The 20865-nt window shown below is 52.5% G+C and carries 22 protein-coding genes, 2 tRNA genes and 1 pseudogene; 6 read left to right on the top strand and 19 right to left on the bottom strand.

Annotated features, from left to right (window positions below; translation table 11 throughout):
• The first annotated feature begins 165 nt into the window (after positions 1-165).
• On the top strand, positions 166-819 hold the full coding sequence (locus HMPREF9720_RS02930) for a DKNYY domain-containing protein (protein WP_039939705.1): 654 nt from the start codon (positions 166-168) through the stop codon (positions 817-819).
• Between the two features lie 124 nt (positions 820-943).
• Here the strand turns inward: HMPREF9720_RS02930 and HMPREF9720_RS02925 are convergent, their stop codons facing one another.
• Complete coding sequence (locus tag HMPREF9720_RS02925) at positions 944-1465, bottom strand: YciE/YciF ferroxidase family protein (RefSeq protein ID WP_009596673.1); 522 nt, start codon at positions 1463-1465, stop codon at positions 944-946.
• Positions 1466-1704: 239 nt separating this feature from the next.
• Here HMPREF9720_RS02925 and HMPREF9720_RS02920 point away from each other — a divergent pair, with 239 nt between their 5' ends.
• Complete coding sequence (locus HMPREF9720_RS02920; protein WP_009596679.1) at positions 1705-2625, top strand: DMT family transporter; 921 nt, start codon at positions 1705-1707, stop codon at positions 2623-2625.
• 272 nt (positions 2626-2897) lie between these two features.
• Here HMPREF9720_RS02920 and rplI read toward each other — a convergent pair whose 3' ends face one another.
• The 5 genes from rplI to HMPREF9720_RS02895 form a co-directional block, all read right to left on the bottom strand.
• Positions 2898-3338: a 50S ribosomal protein L9 gene (gene rplI, locus HMPREF9720_RS02915; protein WP_009596674.1), complete on the bottom strand. Its 441-nt coding sequence runs from the start codon at positions 3336-3338 to the stop codon at positions 2898-2900.
• Positions 3339-3356: 18 nt separating this feature from the next.
• On the bottom strand, positions 3357-3635 hold the full coding sequence (rpsR, locus tag HMPREF9720_RS02910; protein WP_009596680.1) for a 30S ribosomal protein S18: 279 nt from the start codon (positions 3633-3635) through the stop codon (positions 3357-3359).
• Positions 3636-3638: 3 nt separating this feature from the next.
• The gene (rpsF, locus tag HMPREF9720_RS02905) at positions 3639-3983 is read right to left on the bottom strand and encodes a 30S ribosomal protein S6 (RefSeq protein ID WP_009596691.1); all 345 of its coding nucleotides are present in this window, start codon (positions 3981-3983) and stop codon (positions 3639-3641) included.
• 163 nt (positions 3984-4146) lie between these two features.
• Positions 4147-5061 (bottom strand): hypothetical protein, encoded by a 915-nt coding sequence (locus tag HMPREF9720_RS02900; RefSeq protein ID WP_009596687.1) that lies wholly within the window; start codon positions 5059-5061, stop codon positions 4147-4149.
• 660 nt (positions 5062-5721) lie between these two features.
• Positions 5722-6294 carry an adenylate kinase gene (locus HMPREF9720_RS02895; RefSeq protein ID WP_009596676.1) on the bottom strand — a complete coding sequence of 191 codons (573 nt, stop codon included), beginning with the start codon at positions 6292-6294 and terminating at the stop codon, positions 5722-5724.
• Positions 6295-6387: 93 nt separating this feature from the next.
• Here HMPREF9720_RS02895 and thiL point away from each other — a divergent pair, with 93 nt between their 5' ends.
• Positions 6388-7425 (top strand): thiamine-phosphate kinase, encoded by a 1038-nt coding sequence (thiL, locus tag HMPREF9720_RS02890; RefSeq protein ID WP_009596671.1) that lies wholly within the window; start codon positions 6388-6390, stop codon positions 7423-7425.
• A 226-nt stretch (positions 7426-7651) separates the two neighbouring features.
• Here thiL and rpsT read toward each other — a convergent pair whose 3' ends face one another.
• From rpsT to HMPREF9720_RS02865, 5 genes and pseudogenes are all read right to left on the bottom strand, one after another.
• Positions 7652-7903: a 30S ribosomal protein S20 gene (gene rpsT, locus HMPREF9720_RS02885; RefSeq protein ID WP_009596675.1), complete on the bottom strand. Its 252-nt coding sequence runs from the start codon at positions 7901-7903 to the stop codon at positions 7652-7654.
• A gap of 207 nt (positions 7904-8110) precedes the next feature.
• Positions 8111-8182, bottom strand: a tRNA-Glu gene (locus HMPREF9720_RS02880).
• Between the two features lie 99 nt (positions 8183-8281).
• Entirely contained in the window at positions 8282-9046 is a 765-nt protein-coding gene (locus tag HMPREF9720_RS02875) for an ABC transporter ATP-binding protein (protein WP_009596677.1), read from the bottom strand.
• 1 nt (position 9047) lies between these two features.
• Positions 9048-10055, bottom strand: a complete 1008-nt coding sequence (locus HMPREF9720_RS02870) for an iron ABC transporter permease (protein ID WP_009596670.1) — start codon at positions 10053-10055, stop codon at positions 9048-9050.
• A gap of 17 nt (positions 10056-10072) precedes the next feature.
• A pseudogene (locus HMPREF9720_RS02865) lies at positions 10073-11226 on the bottom strand (ABC transporter substrate-binding protein).
• 80 nt (positions 11227-11306) lie between these two features.
• On the opposite strand from HMPREF9720_RS02865, the gene HMPREF9720_RS02860 reads away from it, so the two are divergent.
• Positions 11307-11381 (top strand) — tRNA-Pro (locus HMPREF9720_RS02860).
• 205 nt (positions 11382-11586) lie between these two features.
• Positions 11587-12630 (top strand): hypothetical protein, encoded by a 1044-nt coding sequence (locus HMPREF9720_RS15335; protein WP_009596685.1) that lies wholly within the window; start codon positions 11587-11589, stop codon positions 12628-12630.
• A 440-nt stretch (positions 12631-13070) separates the two neighbouring features.
• Here the strand turns inward: HMPREF9720_RS15335 and HMPREF9720_RS02850 are convergent, their stop codons facing one another.
• From HMPREF9720_RS02850 to HMPREF9720_RS02820, 8 genes are all read right to left on the bottom strand, one after another.
• Positions 13071-13463 (bottom strand): hypothetical protein, encoded by a 393-nt coding sequence (locus HMPREF9720_RS02850; protein WP_022043463.1) that lies wholly within the window; start codon positions 13461-13463, stop codon positions 13071-13073.
• 333 nt (positions 13464-13796) lie between these two features.
• Positions 13797-14339: a hypothetical protein gene (locus tag HMPREF9720_RS02845; protein WP_022043462.1), complete on the bottom strand. Its 543-nt coding sequence runs from the start codon at positions 14337-14339 to the stop codon at positions 13797-13799.
• A 57-nt stretch (positions 14340-14396) separates the two neighbouring features.
• Positions 14397-14723, bottom strand: a complete 327-nt coding sequence (locus tag HMPREF9720_RS15330; protein WP_130062924.1) for a hypothetical protein — start codon at positions 14721-14723, stop codon at positions 14397-14399.
• Between the two features lie 854 nt (positions 14724-15577).
• Positions 15578-16522 (bottom strand): PriCT-2 domain-containing protein, encoded by a 945-nt coding sequence (locus HMPREF9720_RS02840; RefSeq protein ID WP_009596678.1) that lies wholly within the window; start codon positions 16520-16522, stop codon positions 15578-15580.
• 25 nt (positions 16523-16547) lie between these two features.
• Positions 16548-16919, bottom strand: a complete 372-nt coding sequence (locus HMPREF9720_RS02835; RefSeq protein ID WP_009596692.1) for a DUF6291 domain-containing protein — start codon at positions 16917-16919, stop codon at positions 16548-16550.
• Between the two features lie 2 nt (positions 16920-16921).
• The gene (locus HMPREF9720_RS02830) at positions 16922-17260 is read right to left on the bottom strand and encodes a helix-turn-helix domain-containing protein (RefSeq protein WP_009596689.1); all 339 of its coding nucleotides are present in this window, start codon (positions 17258-17260) and stop codon (positions 16922-16924) included.
• A 692-nt stretch (positions 17261-17952) separates the two neighbouring features.
• Complete coding sequence (locus tag HMPREF9720_RS15790) at positions 17953-18258, bottom strand: tyrosine-type recombinase/integrase (protein ID WP_009596688.1); 306 nt, start codon at positions 18256-18258, stop codon at positions 17953-17955.
• A gap of 33 nt (positions 18259-18291) precedes the next feature.
• Positions 18292-19227 carry a site-specific integrase gene (locus tag HMPREF9720_RS02820; protein WP_009596682.1) on the bottom strand — a complete coding sequence of 312 codons (936 nt, stop codon included), beginning with the start codon at positions 19225-19227 and terminating at the stop codon, positions 18292-18294.
• Between the two features lie 445 nt (positions 19228-19672).
• Between HMPREF9720_RS02820 and HMPREF9720_RS02815 the strand changes: the two genes are divergently transcribed.
• Entirely contained in the window at positions 19673-20824 is a 1152-nt protein-coding gene (locus HMPREF9720_RS02815; protein WP_039939696.1) for an AAA family ATPase, read from the top strand.
• The last annotated feature ends 41 nt before the right edge of the window (positions 20825-20865 follow it).

Here is a 20865-nt window from a genome sequence, read left to right as displayed (position 1 = left end):
CGTTCGGAAGTCTCTTGTCGTTCGGAAATCTCTCGTCAGTCGAAAGTCTCTTGATGGCTGCGAATCGGTGGCGGCGGGTGAATTTTTCGGCGGATTTCTTGGGCGCGGCGCAATAAGCGGGTATATTTGGGGTTTGAATAGTAAAAACTAACTGACGACTGTATTATGAAAAAAATGATAGTGGTTTTGCTGTCCGCCTTCGCGCTTCTGTCGGGCGGGGATGCGTGTTTCGCTCAGGTGAGCGCTGCCCGGCACGGCGGCGTGCATCCGGGGCGGGACAGAAGGCCCGAAGGGTATTCCAAGGACAGCTGGACGGTTTATTACCGGGGGCTGAAGGTCGAGGGGGCTTCGGCTTCGTCGTTCGTCGATCTGGGGGACGGCTACGGCAAGGACAACTGGAAGGTGTTTTACTGCGGTGAAGAGGTAAAGGGCGCTTCGGCTTCGTCGTTCGAGAGTCTGGGAAAGGGACGCGGCAGGGATAATTGGAATACCTATCTGTACGGGGAGCGGCAGCGTGCGAATGCGAAGATGACCCGGACGCTGGGCGGCGGCTATTCCAAAGACAGCTGGACGGTCTATTACCGGGAGCGCGAGGTGGAAGGGGCTGCGGCCGGTTCGTTCGTCAGTCTCGGCGGGGGATACGGAAAGGATGCGTGGACGGTGTTTTTTCAGGGCCGCAAAGTCGGCGGCGCTTCGGCTTCGTCGTTCGAAAATATCGGCAAAGGGTATGGAAAGGATGCGTGGAGCGTCTATTACCGGGGCGAAAAGATCGACGGCGCGTCTCCGGCCACGTTTGAAGTCCCTTCGCAGCGGCGGTGACGGCACGACGCAGCGACCGGGAAAGGGCCCGGAAGCGATTTTCCCCTGCCGCGACGATCTGCGGCAGGGGAAAATCGTTATAGTCGGGTCGGAGGTTCGGCCTTTCCGGCCCGGAGGGCGGGCATTATTCGGCCACGGCCATTTCGTTCACATCCTCTTCGGCCAGACACGAGAGCAGCGAGTCGGTGGAGACCTCCTCTTTGAGGATCATGCCCAGTTCGCGGGCGATTTCGGTCTCGCCCATCATCTCGGCGAAGACTTTCAGCGTGCCGTACGAGGCGATCTCGTAATGTTCGGCTTTCTGGGCGGCCAGAATAAGGCCCGCATCCCGCGTATAGGAGTCTTTCCGGGTGTCCTCGATCATGCTTTCGGCCTCGGAGACAAGTCCTTCCATGGCTTCGCACTTCTTGGCCTGCGGGGTTTTGCCCAGCAGTTCGAAAACCCGCTTCAGCCGTTCGATCTGGCCTGCGGTCTCCTCGATGTGTTTCTCGAATGCGGCGGCCAGCTTCGGGCTGGTGGCGGCCTTTCTCATCTTTTTGAGTCCGGACGAAAGGTGTTTCTCGGCCCAGTAGACGTCTTTGATCTGGTCGAGGAAGAATTCACGGAAGTGGGGCGAATCGGTTTTTTTGTTTTTCTTGGTGTTCATAACGTTTCGTTTTAAAGTTTTTAATGTGCAAGGGGGCTGCGATTGTAGCAAAATCGGTCTTTTAAAAAACAACTTCCATGCCAGCCCTCTCCGGCGCAGCACTTCGGAGGAGGTGCGGAGCGGGCGCGTCGTCCGACGGACGGCCTTTGGGCGGTGCTGCGGGCGGCATGGCCGCGAAGGAGACGGGACGGGAGGACGGACACTGTTTTTGTTTTTGGGCGGGATAAACCCCGAAACGGATGAACAGATTCAAACCCCATATCGCCCTGCTGATTTGCAATATCGTATGGGCCATGGACTACCCTTTTTACAACATCGTGCTGCCGCGTTACGTCCATCCGATGGCGATGGTCTCCGGGTCGCTGATCGCGACGGCGCTCTTTTCGCTGGTGCCGCTGTTGTGGCAGAAGGCCGAAAAGGTCGCAAAGGCCGACGTGCGCAAGCTGATCGGCGCCGCGCTGCTGATCGGCGTGCTGCGCAAGGTGTTCATCATGTACGGCCTTTCGATGACTTCGCCCATCGACGGCTCGATCATCGACACCATCGTGCCGCTGCTGGTGCTGCTGCTCTCGGTGTTGCTGGGGATGGACCGTTTCACGAAATTGAAGATCGCGGGGCTGGTGCTCGGCATGGCGGGTGCCGTGGCCGTGGTGCTGGCGGGCGCGTCGTCGTCGCACCAGCATTCGCACCTCTGGGGCAACGTGATGATTCTGCTCTGCGCCTGCGTTACGTCGCTCTACATGGTGTGGTTCAAGCGGCTGATCGCCAAATACCGGATTACGACCGTGTTGAGGTGGCTTTACTGCGTGGCGGCGGTCGTCGCCCTGCCCTTCGGCCTGAAGGAGATCGTTCATACGGATTACGCCGCCATTGCGAAGCATGCGCTTTTCCCGACGCTGTTCGTGCTGACGGTGCCGACCTATCTTCCCAACCTGATGCTCAACTATGCGCTGAAGAGCGTGCCCGCGACGGTGTCGAGCATATACACCTATTTGCAGCCCGTACTGGCGATCGCCATTTCGGTGGGCATGGGACTCGACAAACTGCACGCCGACACGGTGATTTTCGCCTTGGTGATCTTCGTCGGGGTGGGGCTGGTGCTCCGCTCCTACTCGGTGCCGCCGCGGCATGTAGATCCGCCGACGGCCGCGCCGCATTAGGGCGCAGACGGTTACGGTGTGGCCGGGGCTCCGGATGGCGCCCGAAGTGAAATTCGGTGGAAGGTGAAGGGGAATTTGGGGAGTGTAGAGAGACGGATGCGGAAAGAGATGCGAAATGCCGGGGCGGAGCCGGGAACTGCCCGAAATGGAAAAGGAGCGCCGGCGAAAATGAAAAAGGAGAGCCTGAAGCTCTCCTTTTTACTGTCTTGCCGGACTCGGACCCCGTTGCCGGGATTGTCGTCGCACCCGGTGGCAGGTCCTCCGTCCCCGGATTATTCGGCGGCGGTAACCGAGAATTTGATGACTGCCTTGACCTCCTTGTGGAGTTTGGCGACAGCCTCGTATTCGCCGACGGTCTTGATGGCGTCAACGACGATCACCTTGCGGTCGAGCTCGATGCCTTTGGCGGCAAGCGCCTCGGCCAGATCGGCGGCGGTAACCGTACCGAAGAGTTTGCCCTCCTCGGCCTTCACGGCCAGCGACAGCGGCAGGTTGGCGATGGTCTCGGCGAGCGCCTGAGCGTCGGCGAGGATCTTGGCGTCCTTGTGAGCGCGCTGGCGGAGATTCTCGGCGAGAACCTTCTTGGCGGATGCAGTGGCGGCCTTGGCGTAACCCTGAGGGATCAGGTAGTTGTTCGCGTAACCGGGTTTTACGTTCACGATGTCGTTGGCGTAACCCAGATTTTCCATATCTTTGATCAGAATAACTTCCATTGTCTCTTCCTCCTTTAATTATTTCATGCAATCGGTTACGAAGGGCAGAATGGCGAGGTGACGCGCACGCTTCACGGCCTGTGCGACCTTCTTCTGGAACTTCTGCGAAGTACCCGTCAGGCGGCGGGGAAGGATCTTGCCCTGCTCGTTGAGGAACTTCTTCAAGAATTCTCCGTCCTTGTAGTCCACGTATCTGATGCCGAGTTTCTTGAAGCGGCAGTATTTCTTTTTCTTGACGTCTACCGACACCGGGTTGAGGTAACGGATTTCAGACTGTGCTTTGTTCTCCTGTGCCATGGTTTACTCCTCCGATTTGTTAGAAAGTTTTGCACGACGCTTCTCCGAATACTCGACGGCGAATTTGTCCTGCTTGAATGTTAAGAAACGGATGATACGCTCGTCGCGGCGGTACTGCGTTTCGAGCGTGTTGATGAGCATGCCTTCGCCCGTGAACTCTACCAAGAAGTAAAAACCGGTGGTCTTCTTCTGAATAGGATAGGCGAGCTTGCGAAGGCCCCACGACTCCTTGTTCACAATCTGACCGCCGTTCTCGGTGATGACACCTTGGAATTTGTCAGCAACCTCCTGAACCTGAGCATCGGACAGAACCGGCGTGACAATGAAAACGGTTTCGTAATTGTTCATAATTGTTGGAATTAAATTAATTTACGCTTTTCAGCGGGTGCAAATGTAAGAAAAAAAAGGCACCTCCGCAAGGAAGCGCCCCTTTTTTTGACATTCGGCCGGTTAATTTCGCTCCGGAGGGCCGGGGACGGCCTGCCGGAGGGGTTTGCGGCTGTGTGTGAGGTTATTCGACGTTGTAGTTCGGGTCCTTGATCAGCAGGTAGATGTACTGCTGGTTCATCACCAGATTCGTGGCGACGCCGTCGGCTTCGAAAACGACGATGATGCCGCCGTCGAAGGGACCCGGCCGGCCGTTGGATTCGACATGGGCGACCGCTGCGGCAAGATCGGCGAACGTCTCTTTCCGGTCGCCCCACGAATCGGTCGTATAGGCCTCTTTGAAGGCGCCCAGACCTTTGTCCGCGTAGTCGCGGGCGTATTCCTTCCAGATGGCCAGCTGCTTGTCGGCGTCGTTGCGGTCGGCGCTGACGTAGACGTCGATTTCGGAGATTTTCTCGCCGTTCTTGTCGGCGTGTACGTCGACGGTGAAGGTGTTGCCGGCGGCGTCCTTGGCATAGTAGAAGTAGACGTAGAGGTCGCCGAAGGCGTTGATCTTGTTGCCCAGAACGTAGTACTCCGCAGCGAAGGCGGCGTGGTCGCCGCCGAGCCAGCGGCGCATCGCGGGATAGTCCAGCTTAAGGTAGCTGTTCATGAGCCGGGCGGAGAAGGCCCCGTTGTCGAGTTGGAAGACGGCGTATGCGGCCTGCGGAACGACGCCGAAGATCGTGCAGGCGAGCGTTTCGGCGGTGCCGTGCTGGGCGATGTGGTTCAGGGTGTCGTCGATGGTCTGGAATACGCCCGACGAAGAGGGGCTTTTGTATTTGGTGCCGAGGAACGTGCCCAGACGGAGCGCTTCGGCGGAGGTCAGGCAGTATTGCCACACGTCGAGGGATTTGGCCGGATCTTCGGGTGCGGCCGTGATCGTTTTCACGTTGTCGTAATCGTCCTTTTCGACGCAGAGGGTGAGCAGGATGCTGTCGGTCGGGGTTTTGAGGTAGCTGCCCAAGTAGAAGACGGAGGGCTGCTGGGGCATGTTCATGCTCGGAGCGGCGGACGACGGATGCGCGGAGAAGGCGTTTGCGGCGGGATCGGAGACGTATTCGGCGTACTTTCGGCAGAATGCCGTGAAGTCGGTGTTGAGTTCGGCCGCCAGTGCGGGGCCGTCGAAGGCTACCCGAAAATATTCGGGTGCGGGGTCAGGCTCTTTCCCCCCCCCTCGTTGTCGGAACAGGATGCCGCATAGAATCCTGCGCAGAGGAGCGTTGCGTAGAGTAAGGATTTTTTCATGGTATTAAAAATTTAAGTGGGATAAGGCGTCACCATAACGCCTTGATTGCAAATATAACGAAAAAAAGGAAACGTGGTGCCGGGGCGGGGCGTTTTTATGCAGGGGCAGGGCCGCATGTGGTGGCAGGGCCGTGTGAGGGTGGCTGGGCCGTGAGGGGCGGGCCGTGTAAGGGTGGACGGCGGGAGCGGACCGAGGAACGGGGAATTGGGGTGTGGTGTGGCGGAGATGTCGGACCGTGGGAGGTCAGCCGGAGGGGGCAGGGAGGACGGCGGAGCGGGGACAGGACAGTGGAGCAGGGGCAGGACGGCGGAGCAGGGGCAGGACGGCGGAGCGGGAGAAAGCTGCGGTAGGCAAGAAAAATCCGGAACGCATCGTGCGCTCCGGATTTGTGTCTGGGGGGGGGCGCTGCGGTTAGAGTTGGGCGATGACGTCGGTGATGCGGGCGAAGACGTCGTCCATCGTGCCCGTGCCGTTTACCGATGCGTATTTGCCCTGTGCGGCGTAGTAGTCCGACACGACGGCCGTCTGCTGGCGGTAGACGTCGAGACGGCCGCGGATGACCTCCTCAGAGGCGTCGTCCGCGCGGCCCGAATCCTTGCCGCGGAGCAGGATGCGCTGGATCAGCTCCTCTTCGGGAACGTGGATGTCGATCATGATGTCGACCTGAAGACCGTGTCCGGCGAGGATTTTGTCGAACTCCTCGGCCTGAACCGTGGTGCGGGGAAAACCGTCGAAAATGCAGCCCTTGGCGTGCTTGTGTTCGGCGACGTAGTTGGCGATCATGCCGATGACGATCTGGTCCGGGGCCAGTTTGCCCGCTTTGATGTAGGATTCCATACTGCGTCCGAGTTCCGTGCCGCGGCGGATCTCGTCGCGGATAACCTCGCCCGTCGAGACGTGCTCGATGCCGTAGTGTGCTTTCAGCCGTTGCGCCTGCGTGCCTTTCCCGCAGCCCGGCGCACCGAATAAGACGATGTTTATCATTATAGAAACCGTTTTTGGGATTTACCGGACAAAAATACGTTAAATTTTTGGGAAAGAGCAAAGATTCCCTAATTTTGTAAAAAAATTTATAATATGGAAAAGAAACGACGTACCGAAATCGCCGAATTGGGAGAGTTCGGCCTGATAGACCTGCTGACCAGCGGGTTCGAGCCGACGAACGACTCGACGCTGCGGGCCGCGGGCGACGACGCGGCCGTCATACTGCCTCCTGCGGGCGAAGCCGTGCTCTGTTCGACGGACCTGCTGACGGAAGGCGTCGATTTCGACCTGACCTATTTCCCGCTCAAACATCTGGGTTACAAGGCCGTGACGGTGGCCGGAAGCGATATTCTGGCGATGAACGCCCGGCCTTCGCAGCTGATGGTCTCGCTGGGCGTGTCGGCCAAGATGTCGGTCGAGGCGTTGCAGGAGCTTTACGAAGGGATCGCTTTCGCCTGCAGGGAGCAGGGGATCGATCTGGTTGGAGGAGACACGAAGGCTTCGGTGACGGGGCTGGTGCTGAGCCTGACGGCGGCAGGGCATGCCCCCAAGGAGCGGATCGTGTCGCGCGGCGGAGCGCAGCAGAACGACCTGATCTGCATTTCGGGCAACCTCGGAGCGGCCTACATGGGGCTGCGGCTGCTGGAGCGCGAGAAGCGCGTGTTGGCGGACGTGGAGAATCCCGAACCGAAGTTCGGGGGATATGAGTACCTGCTCGAAAAATACCTCAAACCCCGTCTGCGCAGGGACATTGTGGATGCGTTGGCGGAGGAGGGCATCGTTCCGACGTCGATGATCGACCTGTCGGACGGACTGGCCAGCGACCTGCTGCAGATTTGCAAGGCCTCGAAGTGCGGGGCGCGGATTTATCTGGACCGGATTCCGATCGCCAAGCAGACGTATGCGCTGGCCGAGGAGCTGCACGCCGATCCCGTGGTGGCGGCCCTGAACGGCGGGGAGGATCATGAACTGCTCTTCACGGTGCCGCTGGCGATGCAGGAGCAGGTGATGAAGATGGGGTGCGTCGATGTAATCGGCCACATTACGCCCGAATCGACCGGGGCCTATCTGGTGACGCCCGACGGGTCGGATATCCGGCTGCGGGCGCAGGGGTTTGCCGAGAAGGAGTAAACCGTGCGGGAATTTCCCGAAAGGGTTGGAGAACGGGCCGTCCGCAGGTGTGCGGGCGGCTTCTTTTTGACGGTGTATGTCGGGATGTCGGACAGCGGCGGTGTGGCGGCTGGACTACGGCGAGGGGGCGGGGTGTTTCCGGAAGCGGTGAGCCGAAAGGTTAGGTGGGGTGATGAAATGAAAAAGCCGCCTTCGTCGGGCGGCTTTGAATTTTGGGCGAAGTGGCTTAGAGCGCGTTCACGTGCAGCTGGATGGCGCTTTTGAGGTTGGCGGCCTTGTTCTTGTGCACGATGTTGTGCTTTGCAAGTTTGTCCAGCATGGCGGTTACCTTGGGAAGCAGGGCCTCGGCGGCGCTCTTCTCCGTGGTGTTGCGGAGCGCTTTCACGGCATTGCGTGCCGTCTTGTGGTAAAGACGGTTGTGGGCGCGCTTGGTCAGCGTCTGACGAATTCGCTTTTTCGATGACTTATGGTTTGCCATAATTCCAGTTTTTTATTTTTTACTTTTTCAGTTGCTAAATCGGTAAACAGCCGTGGCTGCGTGTGGATAGACGCTCGGTCCGCTCCTCGAAAAGTATCACCCGTAGAGATCCGCATGCCGCCGTCCGCCTTGCGGCTTTCCGAAGTTCTGGGATTCGCTTCCCCTCCCCTCGCTGGTTTCGTGCCGGCCCGCAGGTCTCCTCGTTAGTAGCCCATAGGAGAGTCGAACTCCTCTTTCAAGAATGAAAATCTTGCGTCCTAACCGATAGACGAATGGGCCTTTACCACTATTGCTGCCCCTTGTAAGGGTAACTTTAGCGGTGCAAAGGTAAACAAAAAAGTGAGTCGAACAAAAAAAAGCCGAAAAATATTGAATTCGTTACTTTTTTGTGAGCCGGATCGTCAGCGTCGCGGGGTCGAACGAGATGCCGGCGCCGGCGAAAAGCCGCTCGATATGGCCGCTGGAGGCCATGTCGGAGGCGGGAAGGCAGTGCAGGTCGGGCGTGTCGATCAGCGCGACGGCGTCGCACAATCCCAGCGCGACGTCGAGGTCGTGCGTCGAGAAGAGGATGCATTTACCCTCGTCGTGGGCCAGACGGCGCAGCAGCGTCGCCAGTTCGTAACGGTTCGGAAGGTCGAGGAAGGCGGTGGGTTCGTCGAGCAGGATCACGGGGGTGTCCTGCGCCAGCGCACGGGCGATCAGGATGCGCTGGCATTCGCCGTCGGACATGCGGTCCATCGTTTTGCAGGCGAAAGCCTCCATGCCGACCAGCCGGAGCGAACGGGCCACGATGTCGCGGTCGGTCTCCTGCATGCGTCCGATCCAGTTGGTGTAGGGGGCGCGGCCGAGGGCCACGACGTCTTCGCAGGCGAGGTTGGCGATGCGCACCTTGTCGGTGGTGACGAAGCTGACGGTCGAAGCCCGCTGGAGCGGGGTGAGCGCTGCGAGGGGTTTGCCGCAGAGTTCGATCCCGCCGGACGCGGCGGCGCCCAGACCGGCGACGGTCCGCAGCAGGGTGCTCTTGCCGGTGCCGTTGCGGCCGATCAGGGCCGTGAGCGATCCCGGAGGGACCGAGGCCGAGACGTCGCGCAGCAGGATGCGCTGGCCGTAGGCGAGGGTGATATGGCGAAGGGCGATGCTCATTTCAGAAGAGATTGCGGTTGCGGACGACTACGACGATCACCACGGGGATGCCCATCAGGGCCGTGACGGTGTTGATCGGGAGGGCCAGCGATTTGGAAATAAGGTCGCAGACCAGCAGCAGGGCGGCGCCCGAAAGCATCGACGCGGGCATCAGGACGCGGTGGTCGGCGCTGGCGAAGAGCATGCGCGCGAGGTGTGGCACGGCCAGTCCGATGAATCCCACCGGGCCGCAGAAGGCCGTGACGGTGCCTGCGAGCAGGACCGTGGAGAGGAACAGCAGCGTGCGGGTGCGCTGGACGTTGAGACCCATCGTGCGGGCGTAGTTTTCGCCCAGCAGCAGCAGGTTGAGCGGCTTGATGACGGCGACGGAGAGCGCGAGACCCGCGGTGATGACCGGGAGCATCAGGGCGAGGTTGCCGCCCGTGACGTCGCCCAGAGAGCCCATGGTCCAGATGACGAACGATTTGAGCGCCGCTTCGCTCGAAAGGTACTGGAGGATTTCGACCACGGAGCTGACGCCCGAACCGAACATCATGCCGAGGATCAGGATCACCATGATGTCTTTGATGCGGCGGCTGACGGCCATGACGATCAGCAGCACGAGGGCCGCGCCGAGCCACGCTGCGCCCGCGATGCCGAGCGACTGGACGAACGAGTGCGCCGAGACGCCCAGCAGGGGCGCGCCCAAGAGGAACAGCGCCACGCCCAGACCGGCGCCCGAACTGATGCCCAGCACGTAGGGACCGGCGAGCGGATTGCGGAAGAGGGTCTGCATCTGCAGGCCGCTGGCGGCGAGGGCCGCGCCGGCGAAGAGCGCCGTGACGGCTTTGAGCAGGCGGATTTTGAGGATGATGTCGCGCACGGCCGGGTCGCACGAACCGCCCGTGAGCGCGGCCCAGATGTCGCGCAGGGCCACTGCGACCGAGCCGATCAGCAGGTCGGCCGTGAAAAGCGCGGCGGTCAGCAGCGACAGAACGGTGAAAAGTATGGCGGTGCGGCGTCCGGACATTGCGAGCGGGGTGTTTGTTATTCCAGACGTTTGTAGTAGTGGAGTTCTCCCTCTTCGGCAGGCTTGCCGCCGAGGATCAGGCTCAGGTCGCGCAGCACCAGATCGGGGTGTATGACGCCCGATTCCCAGAAGTCGGAGCCGCCGGCCGGGGTCTGGCGGCGGTTGTTGTTGAAGACCATGCGGTTGCGGACGGCCGGGATGCCGGCGAATTTCGGGTTCTGGGCCGTCAGTTCCGCAAGGGTGTTGCACGGACCCACGTTGAGCCAGACGTCGGCCGAGCTGGCCAGCAGGTAGGCCTCTTCGAGGTCTACGGCGACGGAGGTGTCCGAGTCGTTCTTCGTGTAGACGTATTCACCCCCGGCGTCCTCGATCAGGCGGATCATGAAACTGCGCGACGAAGGCATGAACCAAGTGTCGCGGTAAGGGGTGTTGAGCATCACTTTGGGGCGGACGGCGGGTGCGGAACCGGCGACGGCGGTTTTGACGGCTCTGTAGCGTTCGGCGATGCCGCCGAAGGTTTCGGCGCCCCGGCTGCGGTCGTTGCAGAGTTCGGCGGCGACCATCAGCCATTCGGCTTTGCCCAGCGGCGATTCTTCCATGTAGTCGCCTACATATATATAGGGTATGCCCAGTTCGCGGAGTTTGCCCGTGACGACGGTGTTTTCGCTCGTGACGCCGTACAGCAGCATCAGGTCGGGCTGCATGGCGGCGAGCCGCTCGAAGTTGAGGTTCGTGTCGTAGCCCACGTCGAGGACCTCGCCGCAGCAGCGGTGTTCGTTGACATAGGCGTTGGAAATGTAGTCGATTCCGGAGACGCCGCAGACGCGACGTATCTGACCGATGGCGTCGAACATGGCTACGTGGCTCGACGACATGCAGACCACATGGCGTACGGGGGCTTTCACGATCTGCCGTCGAAACCGGCGGGAGGTTCGATACCTTCGCGCAGAACGAGCAGATGCTGTTCGACGCCGCTTCCGCCCTGCCACGGGGTGCGGACGGTGACGAGCGTCGCCGCATTGCGTTCCGTGCCGCGGATGTCGAATCCCGAAGCGTATGCAGGGGTATAGACTTCGGTCGTGAAATCGGCCGGAGTGTAGCTCGCGGAGCCTCCGCAGGCGGTGCCGAGAAGCGCCAGCAGGAGCGGTATGAGGGGCTGGAATCTTTTCATCGAGGACAAAATTAGAAAAAAATCTTGCAGAAATGTGCCGGTTTGTGAAAAATATACTATATTTGCACTCCGAAACGCTACGGGGTGTAGCTCAGCCCGGTTAGAGTACGCGTCTGGGGGGCGCGTGGTCGCTGGTTCGAATCCAGTCACCCCGACTGATGGAAAATCCTTGATATTCAGCCGAATATCAAGGATTTTTCTTTTGTAGCATATAGTCCGAAAAGCGGCAGTGGTACACAAGTGGTACATAAATGGTCGCCATCCAATAGATTTAGTCTCAAAGTTTTATTGCCGAATTATATCTTTCTAAAATTTATCACCTATATTTGTATATAAAATAATAAATAGTATCATTGCATTATGGGAACATTTGCTGCTGACCTTGATTTGCTCGTACAAGCAATCCAAACTGTTTCTTCAACCAAAAATTATTGGTTAATTAGAACGCAATCAGGGAGTTTATATCAGACATTTATTACAAATAACTATATCTCAATTGGACATAAAGAAGTATCTATAGAATTCTTGAAAGCCCAGAAAAACGTATATGCAACTAATGAATCATTGGTAATAAATGAGATAAAGCAAAAGATACAAACGTATCATGCTTTAGATGAGGAACCGTTAGATAAACGGAATATTTCTCTTATTGCATCTCAAATCGTACGATTTGCATATGATATTAAAATTGGAGATGTGATTATCATACCATCTTTTAATTCTGATGATGTAAGTTTTGGTGTTATAGAAAGTGAACAATGGGCGAGTCCATATTATAATAATAGTAAAGACAATTCATTGTTAAAGAGACCTGTAAGATGGATTAAAGAGGTTCGACGAAGGGAGTTAGACCCCTATTTATATCGAATGTTCACGGCTCATCAAGCTGTTAATAAGGTTAATGACTATGCAGAGATTATTGAACGATCTGTCAACGATTTATTTATACTTGAAGATGAAGCTCATTTTGTAATTAATGTTGGGTCAGATACGATTGCGGCTAAAAATCTATTTGGATTGGGGGCTAGTCTAATGGAAATATTAGATGAGATATCCGAAAAATTCGTTTTGGGAATTAGTTCTGAAGATTTGGAGGTTACCATTAATATTAATAGCCCCGGTAAGATTGATATTAAATCTAAAGTAAAAAAGACCACAGTCGTATTTGGTTTAATATTGTTATTATGTGGTGGAGGCTATGAAGCCGCAGATGGGACTAAATTGGCTACGGATGGTCTTCCTGGTATAATTAAAACTATTGATGAATATTTGAGTCACCGCCAAGAACGAGAATTGAAGTCAGATATTTTTACCACTTATAAGGATAGTTTACAAATTAAGGATCCCGAAGATATACTTTTGCTATTGAAACAGGTTAGCGAAAACAAGGATGTTGCTAAATAGTTTATGAATGATATTATCAATATAGTATCAGTAATAGCTGCGTTTGGCTTTGGTGTGGGATGTTTATACTTATTGATGGACACAACAATTGGTCGATTAAAGGTATTTCATTCTGATTCTGACCTGTTTGGTTTTCAGATAAAAGATTTGGTGTTTTTAGTTCTGGCAATAGTGCTCCTATTATCTAATTTTACGTTTATTCGGCCATTATAGAGTTCATGAATGGGCAAATTGGTATTGATTGCTCTTCGATGATGGCTTTGTTGTTAAGTATTCGGTGCTGGGATGTTGTTGTACTTGGGCCTATACAGTCGCTCCAAACGGGCGGATAATGAATTTTATCGAGTTCCCGACTGCGCGACTTGTAATCGTATCGCAGTATCTTCTATCGGAATTTAACAAAGCGACCTGCCAATATGTTTTTGGCAGGTCTTGCAAATTTACTCTGTCGATGTCCCGATCAGCAACAGAATCGAATAGTCGGTTTCAGCCAGTTTCGCATCCGTGCCGCAACCCCAGACGATATTAACCTGCGGGGCAAATTCATGGATGACGGTTAAAAGGCTGCATAGGTCGTCGAAACTTATTTCCGAAGCGGGATGATAGCTTACTTTTACAATCACGTCAAGGTCAGCTCCGGTGTGTAGGGCTTCCAATTCGGTGTGGAGTTGTTCCGCCAAGACGGGCATTGCACCCTCGACCGTAATTAGGGCGCAAGATGCTGCGCTATTCAAAATACGGTCGAAATCGTTCCGGACGATTTGCACCATGTCGTCTTCCGACGGGCTGAATCGGGTGTCAAGATAGTGCCTGATTTCTTCTTTGGTTTTCATGTGATTTTGTTTTTGGGTAATACATTCCGGCTGTGAATACGCAGGTTGGTTTAGCCGATATGTACTGGAAGATCGTCGTTGCGGCTTGCTTATTTAAGCCCTATACACTGGCTTGAAATAGGCGGTTAATGAATTTTATTGAGAGTGCGACTACATGAGCTGTAATCATGTCGCAGTATCTTCTGTCGGGATTTAACAAAGCGACCTGCCGGGTTGTGGCAGGTCGGGACAACTAATAATGGTCGGGATAAAGATTCGGAAAGGATTTGGATAACAACTTACAGCTATGTGCTTTATCCTCGACCGGAATTATATACGATTACATATTTATCCTTAAAGGCCGTAATGTTCACGATAAGACTGCATCAGTTGTTCCATCATCCTCATAGATTCATAAGATTCTGTTACCTTTCTTATATCATAGATTCCCTGGAATGTTCCAAAAAATATGCCAAGAGGACCTTTCAAGAATACGGAAGTTTCTGATTTATCTTGAATTAGTTCTTGGGTATACCCAAATTTCAATGTGAATTTTTCATTCACTTCATTTGTACAATTCATCTTTACAACTCTACTGTTATCTTCAGCTGAAAGAACACCATCTTCTGTCGATTCGACAATAAGAATAAAATTTTTATATACTCCTCCATTATATTCAAGTCTTACACCTATTGTAGGTAACTTGTCTTGCATTTGAACAAAATAGAGGTATATAGTTCCTATATGTGCCTCAATATCCTCACTTAACAATGCATAGGCAGTTGGAATTCGATAGAAATAACTATTAGTAGAAAGATCGTAATTTCCAATTTTGTACTGAGCGGACGCACTCAAGGATATGAATAGTACTCCAAGAATAGATAAAATCTTTTTCATTGTTTTGAGTTTGGTAATTTTAGTTATAGTATTTGTTTGATGTTTATTACGTGTACTTTATCTGTGTTGCCAATATGAAACTTGAGATGAATTATTGTTATGGCTTGTATACTTATGATAGCAATTTTCTATCTTAGAGATATTGAGTTCGCTACTTCGCTTTAATAAGTATTGGCTGATTTGAGCATTTACAATCCCATCAATTTCCTGCTCTGGTTTATGAGCATATCTGTTACGCATTTCTCTATATTCTAAAGGGTGATGGTTAATAAGCAAATCATAAAATTGTTTTGCATGAAACCTTTGTGGTAAATAATCGTGAATTAAGAGTCTTAAAAGGTTGACTCCAATAGCATCTAAAATCTCAAATACACTTCTGTCCATGATTCCCAATTTTAATAAAGTCTTTTGGGGTGAAGAATGCTTTTTGATGTAGTTCTTTCTTAATACATTGATCGTTATAACACATACTCCCCCCCCAAAAAAACAGTAATTCGAAAGGATGGCTTTTTATGGGATCTCTATTAATGTTCATGCTTACCGGAGGGGCTCATAGTACATCCGCCATAGGCGGTTGAACCGCAATATACACATTTGCCATAGCCGGATTCATGTTTGTGTTTTCGAGTCGGACTGTTTATGCATCCTCCATACGCAGTTGATCCACAATACACACATCTGTCTCCTATCTGCTGGTGTTCGTGTTTCCCGTGCGGACTGTTCATGCATCCGCCAAAAGCGGTGCTACCGCAAAATTTGCATTTACTCATAGCAACAAGTTTTTATGTTGCCATTCGGCTCCTGTATGGCTGGGTTAGTAGTAAAAAGAAAGCGTGGAGTCGATTTCGTCTATCTAACGGAAGGTTGTAGCAGAACCCATGTAAGAATAAACGAGGCAATACCCCACGCTCGAATAGATATGGGATATGGGCGCACCGAATGCGCCCTGCCATGATCTAAACAAGAATGAGTGCTGTTCGTCGTCCTCTTACATGTTGAAAACTGCTACATTTTCCGTCAAGGACAGTGCGAAAACACTTTCAATATGTCCGCCGCAGTCCTTGCGGACATCGGCAGTGACAAAGTTAGAAATTATTTTCGCTCGAACAACACTCGATGGGGTATCGCCGTATAAATTTCGGTGGAATCGGCCTCGGGAGTCTCTACGTTCCGAGGCCATCATAAAAAAAAGCCGAAACCCCTCGAAAAGGTTCCGGCTCGGCGTGCGGGACGGTGGGCTACTTGAACGTCACCCCGTGTTTCTTGCAAATCCATAAGAAGGTCTCGATCCCGATTTTCCGGCTCCGCAGACATTTGGCGAACTGCTCGTCGCAGTCGGTCGGGTAATACTTCTTGGAGTGCATGCTGACCAGATGAAATAGCCGCAGCCCCTCCTCCTTGCCGTATTCGTGTGCCAAGGCGCATCCGATGCAATACCAGTCGTGATAGTCGTCGGTGATATCCTTCTTCTCTTCACGGATTTTCTGGATTAATTTATAGACCTTTTCATCGAGCAGCTTCTTTTCCCGGGCCGTCCGGACTTTGGCCCTTGCGGTTCTTTCTTTCAGCACGCCCCGATAAGGCTTCGCGTGCGGATTGATGTATGGATAGGCATCGTAACTGGCTCCCCGCAAGCGGCAGACATCGCAACACCCTTGGTCGGCGACGAGCCCCGTTTTCTCGTAGATCTCCCGAACCAGAGCGTCGAATTGTGCCAGGTGCATGTCCGGGTGAGCGATGCGGAAAATCAGGTACAAGCCATTCCCGCTGATCGACATACTTGCACACAACAAGCTGTCGAAGGTCTTGGCGACGAGTCTCTTCTTATCGAACCACTCCGGTCCGAATACGCCGTTGTCCTTGTGGTCGATGTCGATGCATATGAACCCGGTGTGCTGAACCAGCCCGTCACGGCTCCGAGTCTTGAATATCCCGCTGGGAGTGATGCACGGCAGGTTGCGTTTAATTCGTTGGCGAACCTTCTCGTTGGAGGTCGTGCGGAACGCGATAACCTGCTCCTTGAATTTGGCAGTCTTACACCACTTTATCAGGTCAACATCGCCGAGTGGTTTCTGTGCGAAGTAGTTCTCGAACACGGAGACCCTGATCTGAGGGAGTTCCGGGGGATTCGAACTGACTGTTTGCCTTTCTATGTACCCATTGTCATATTCGTTTTCTTTCATGTTAGAATTATCTTTTAGGAGCGACCTATTCATATTGTATATCGTTGAGTATTCGTAGATTGTCATTTTCTTCGTCTTCGGTTTTTGTGAAAAATTCGTTGAGTTCTTCGTCGTTATTCTTTTTGATTGCCTTCTTTTTGTACTTTGCTTGCCGTTTCCGTTCGTTGGCATCCAGCTGGGGACGGATCAGTATGAAGGTTCGCATCTGCTCCCCGTTGAGATCCGTCGGTTCCTCGCCATAGAGGGCGTATCTCATAATCACATCATAGAGATGTAATCTTGCCCTGTTCTTCATCGAGGCCAGCGCTTCATAAAAGGTACGGTAGAAGATGAACCCTTCACGGGGCGGAACCTCCGGGTCGAATGCGGGCTTGGTCGTTGTTTTTTCATTTTTCATGACTAATGTTTTTTTAATTGTTTTATTTTCCGGATGTTTTCCTGTTCGATCGTCGGGTGTGATTCGCTCTGCAACCAGTCGAGAATCTCCTCACGGTTAAAGTAAAGTTTGCGGCCTTTATGCTCCGGTTTGTGGAACGGTATCTTTCGTTCACTTGTGAGCTTATAGACCGTAGAGATACTGTACCCTGTAAGCCGGGCAACGTCGGCGGCTGTCAGCACCTCTTTGTCCGGAGCGCGGCTCGGAGTTAGATGCCCCATAATTTTGTCGATTGATAAGATCTCTTTCAATTGTCCCACCGTCAGCATGGCGATCGGAGTGTCGTCGGTAATGTTATTCATATTCTTGTAAATAATTTAAAAGTTTACAACCTAATTTACCGGCCGAACTATTTAATAGCTCTTAATAGAAATAATCCGCTGTTTAACAGCGGATTATCTAATGTTCTTTTTTCCTATATGGGTTCATGTTGTGGAAAATCTTCATAAATGGCAGGAATATGTTGAATATTAGTAGCATATCGACCTTGTTTTGGCTCTTGAATAATTTGTACAGGACATCGTATATATGATAGATCGTAGCGTTTGAGGGTGCATGAGTTTCTCGGATTATTTGTGTTCGAGAAATTTTGTCCACATTAAAATAGACGTGGTGGTAGTAGAACATACAATAGCCTATATACATCCAAATTCGTAAATCGGCCTTGGATTTGTCGAAGATGCTATTTCTGAATATAGAGAAAGTCCTTCCGCATCTTTTACATAAGCGTAATTTTTCATTATTCTTTCTGAAAGGGCCGTTTTGACAGCTGCCGCAATGCGGGCATCGTCGCTTTTTGGGCTTTGATTCAATATCAAAATCAACACAAGTCTTGGCGTACAGTTTTATAAGACTATTTTCGGTGGGGAACCGTTTGATGAACCTTTTATAACTGACAGGCGATGATTGGAAAAAATACATATTCGGTTGATTTTAAATCGTATATTTGTGCTAATAGCGTAAAAAGGCGAGCAGAATTAAACCGTGATGGCCGTTAGAGAACTTTCGCCGCCTCGTTGATCACTCTGTTGTCGAAGCTGTCGAGGTATATGTTCGTGGTTTCCAGATCGGCATGGCCGAGCATCTGTGAAATCACCTCGCGTGGGATGTTGTTGCGCTGCAAGGTCATGGCCGCCGTATGGCGGGAGACGTAGCTCGTCAGGTGGAAATCAATTCCGAGCTCCTCGGCGAGCAGGCGCAGGTATTTCTGATACTTGCTGTAACGGGTTCGAATGTGCATGTAGAGCCGCTCGCCCGTATAGCCGGAGCGGGTGACGATCGGCAGCAGAAAATCGTCCACGGTCGGCGAGGCCGCTTGCAGGCTTCCGATCAGTTACCGGATCGCAGGCGTGATCTTGATCGAAATCGGTTTGACACCTTTCTGCCGTTTGATCTTTTGCCGCTTGTAAACGATATAGTCGCCGTCCTCCATTTGTTTAATATGGGCGGCCGTGAGCATCGCCATGTCGATGAACGAAATGCCGTAACAATAATAGGAGAATAGAAACAGCTTGCGGGCGTATTCGCATTGCGGATTGCTGGCCGTGCTGCTTTTGAGTTTCGATAACTTGGCGGCAGGCAGGTAGCGTTTGGCGGTCGCCTCTTCGAGTTTGGAGACCTCGAATCCGCCCCGTCCGAACGGATAGGTTGCCACCGAGCCGACGCCCTCCGCATTGGCCCGGTTCAGAATGGCCCGTAACGCCTTGAAATAGAATTTGCGCGTGTTGCCGCAACAGCCCCGCTTTTGAAGAAACATATCGAATCCCCGGACATAACGCAGGTCGATGTCGGAAAAGAGCCGTTGATCCAGCTTCCGGTCATAGCTTCTCAACATGTCCTGCGTCTGCTTATAGGTTTGGGAATTGCCGATATGTCCCGTCGCGTGCAGTTCCGCGATACGGTCGGTGAAATAGGCGTTGAACTTTCCCTGTTTGGAGGTATTCAGAAAGGCGTCCTCGAACTGGTTCAGCGTCCAGTCGATACCCTCTATTTCGAAACGTTCGACGATCTCGCGGGCGCGAACCTTGTACTTCGCCAGCAGCGCATTGTCGGCTTCGCGTTGTTTATTCTCGGCCTTCTGCTCGGCTCCTTTCAGGTTGCGCAGGATGATGAATTGCTCACCGGCCTCGTCCCAATATGCGGGATCGGCGTAGAGATCGAGCGCGATGTATTTGCGCCGCTTGTTTTTGGTGATACACAGCCTGACGGCGTAACGTCCGTTGCGGTCGGCTTTGTCGTGACGACGGGGAAATCGGATGGAATGTGCCATTCTATCTGCATTCGTGTTAATAAAAAGATGATTGCGCCACCGACATTGCGTTACGAGTTATGAGTTACTTGCAATAGAATGGCAACAACTATCTCAGCACTAACCGTATACGCGGGATTATCGATTCCAATTATACGATTACAGAATAACTCGCACGTGGCATTGCAAAAATAGAACGGCAATTAAGGGATTCCAAGTATTTTAAAATTTTGTATCTTGAATTTTGAAATTAGATATCGCTTAATCACAATAGATACAGATAGTTATGTGTTCTGAATTTGCCGTTGAATCTGAATGATTCGGATGTGTCAATTTTGATTTTGGATGAAAATAATTGCAATTTGTGGATAAAATTGGCTTTTATGTCGGCGAGGGGGCGCTTAAATAATTATTCGATTTGCATAATTTGAATAAAATAATTATTTTTGCAAAAAATGATATTCCTATGGCGAAGATTATAAATCCATTCATCGTGACCGGAAAGATCGCTCCGGAGTATTTTTGCGATCGGGTAAGCGAGTCAGCCCGGCTTGTCAAGTCGATTACCAACGGCAATAATTTGGTTGTCATTTCACCGCGCCGTATGGGTAAAACAGGACTGATTCAGTTCTGTTACGACAAACCGGGAATCGGTAAGGAGTACTATACTTTTTTCATCGATATTCTGCATACGTCGAGCCTCCGCGAATTTACCTATCTGCTCGGCCGGGAGATTTACGAAACACTCCTGCCTCGCAGTCGTAAAATGGCGACTCTTTTCATTCAGACGATTAAGTCCATCAGCGGGAAATTCGGGTTCGACCCCATCACCAATCTTCCCACTTTCAATGTGGAGTTGGGAGATATCGAGCGGCCCGAATATACGCTCGATGAGATTTTCCAATATTTGTCTCATGCGGACAAGCCTTGCATCGTAGCGATCGATGAGTTCCAGCAAATTGCCAAATATCCGGAGAAGAACATAGAGGCTTTGTTGCGGACTCACATCCAAAGGTCGGAGAACAGCCATTTTATCTTTGCCGGGAGCGAACGCCACATGATGCAGGAGATGTTTGCATCAGCCGCCCGGCCGTTCTACCATAGTGCCGACATGTTGGAGCTGAAAGCCATTCCTGCGGAGATTTACATTCCGTTTATCGTCGGGCATTTCGAGCGGCGCAACCGTTCGATAGCCGCCATCGATGTGGAAAAGGTTTATGCACTTTTTCAGGGGCACACCTACTATATCCAAAAGACCTTCAACGAATCGTTTGCCGATACGCCCGAAGGCGACGAATGTACGTTGGAGACGATCCGGGCTGCCATCGATAATATGATTGCTTCGAACGATACGATTTTCCGGGAGATTTTGTCGAACGTTCCTGAAAAGCAGAAGGAGTTGCTTTATGCCATCGCCAAGGAGGGCGAAGCCGAGCGTATTACATCTGCCGATTTCATCAAACGGCACAGTCTTACTTCGGCCAGTTCGGTACAGTCGGCCGCAAAGAAACTACTCGAAAAGGATCTTATCACCGAAATTAACAAGGTTTTTTCTGTAACCGACCGATTATTTGCCATGTGGATAAATAAATTATATGGAAATAATCTGTATCTTTGAATATGAGATTGCTATATATGACAGGTGAAAATATAGTAAAA

It is taken from the genome of Alistipes sp. HGB5, assembly GCF_000183485.2.
GTDB classification, from domain to species: domain Bacteria; phylum Bacteroidota; class Bacteroidia; order Bacteroidales; family Rikenellaceae; genus Alistipes; species Alistipes finegoldii.
This window is presented reverse-complemented; position numbering and strand designations above follow the sequence as displayed.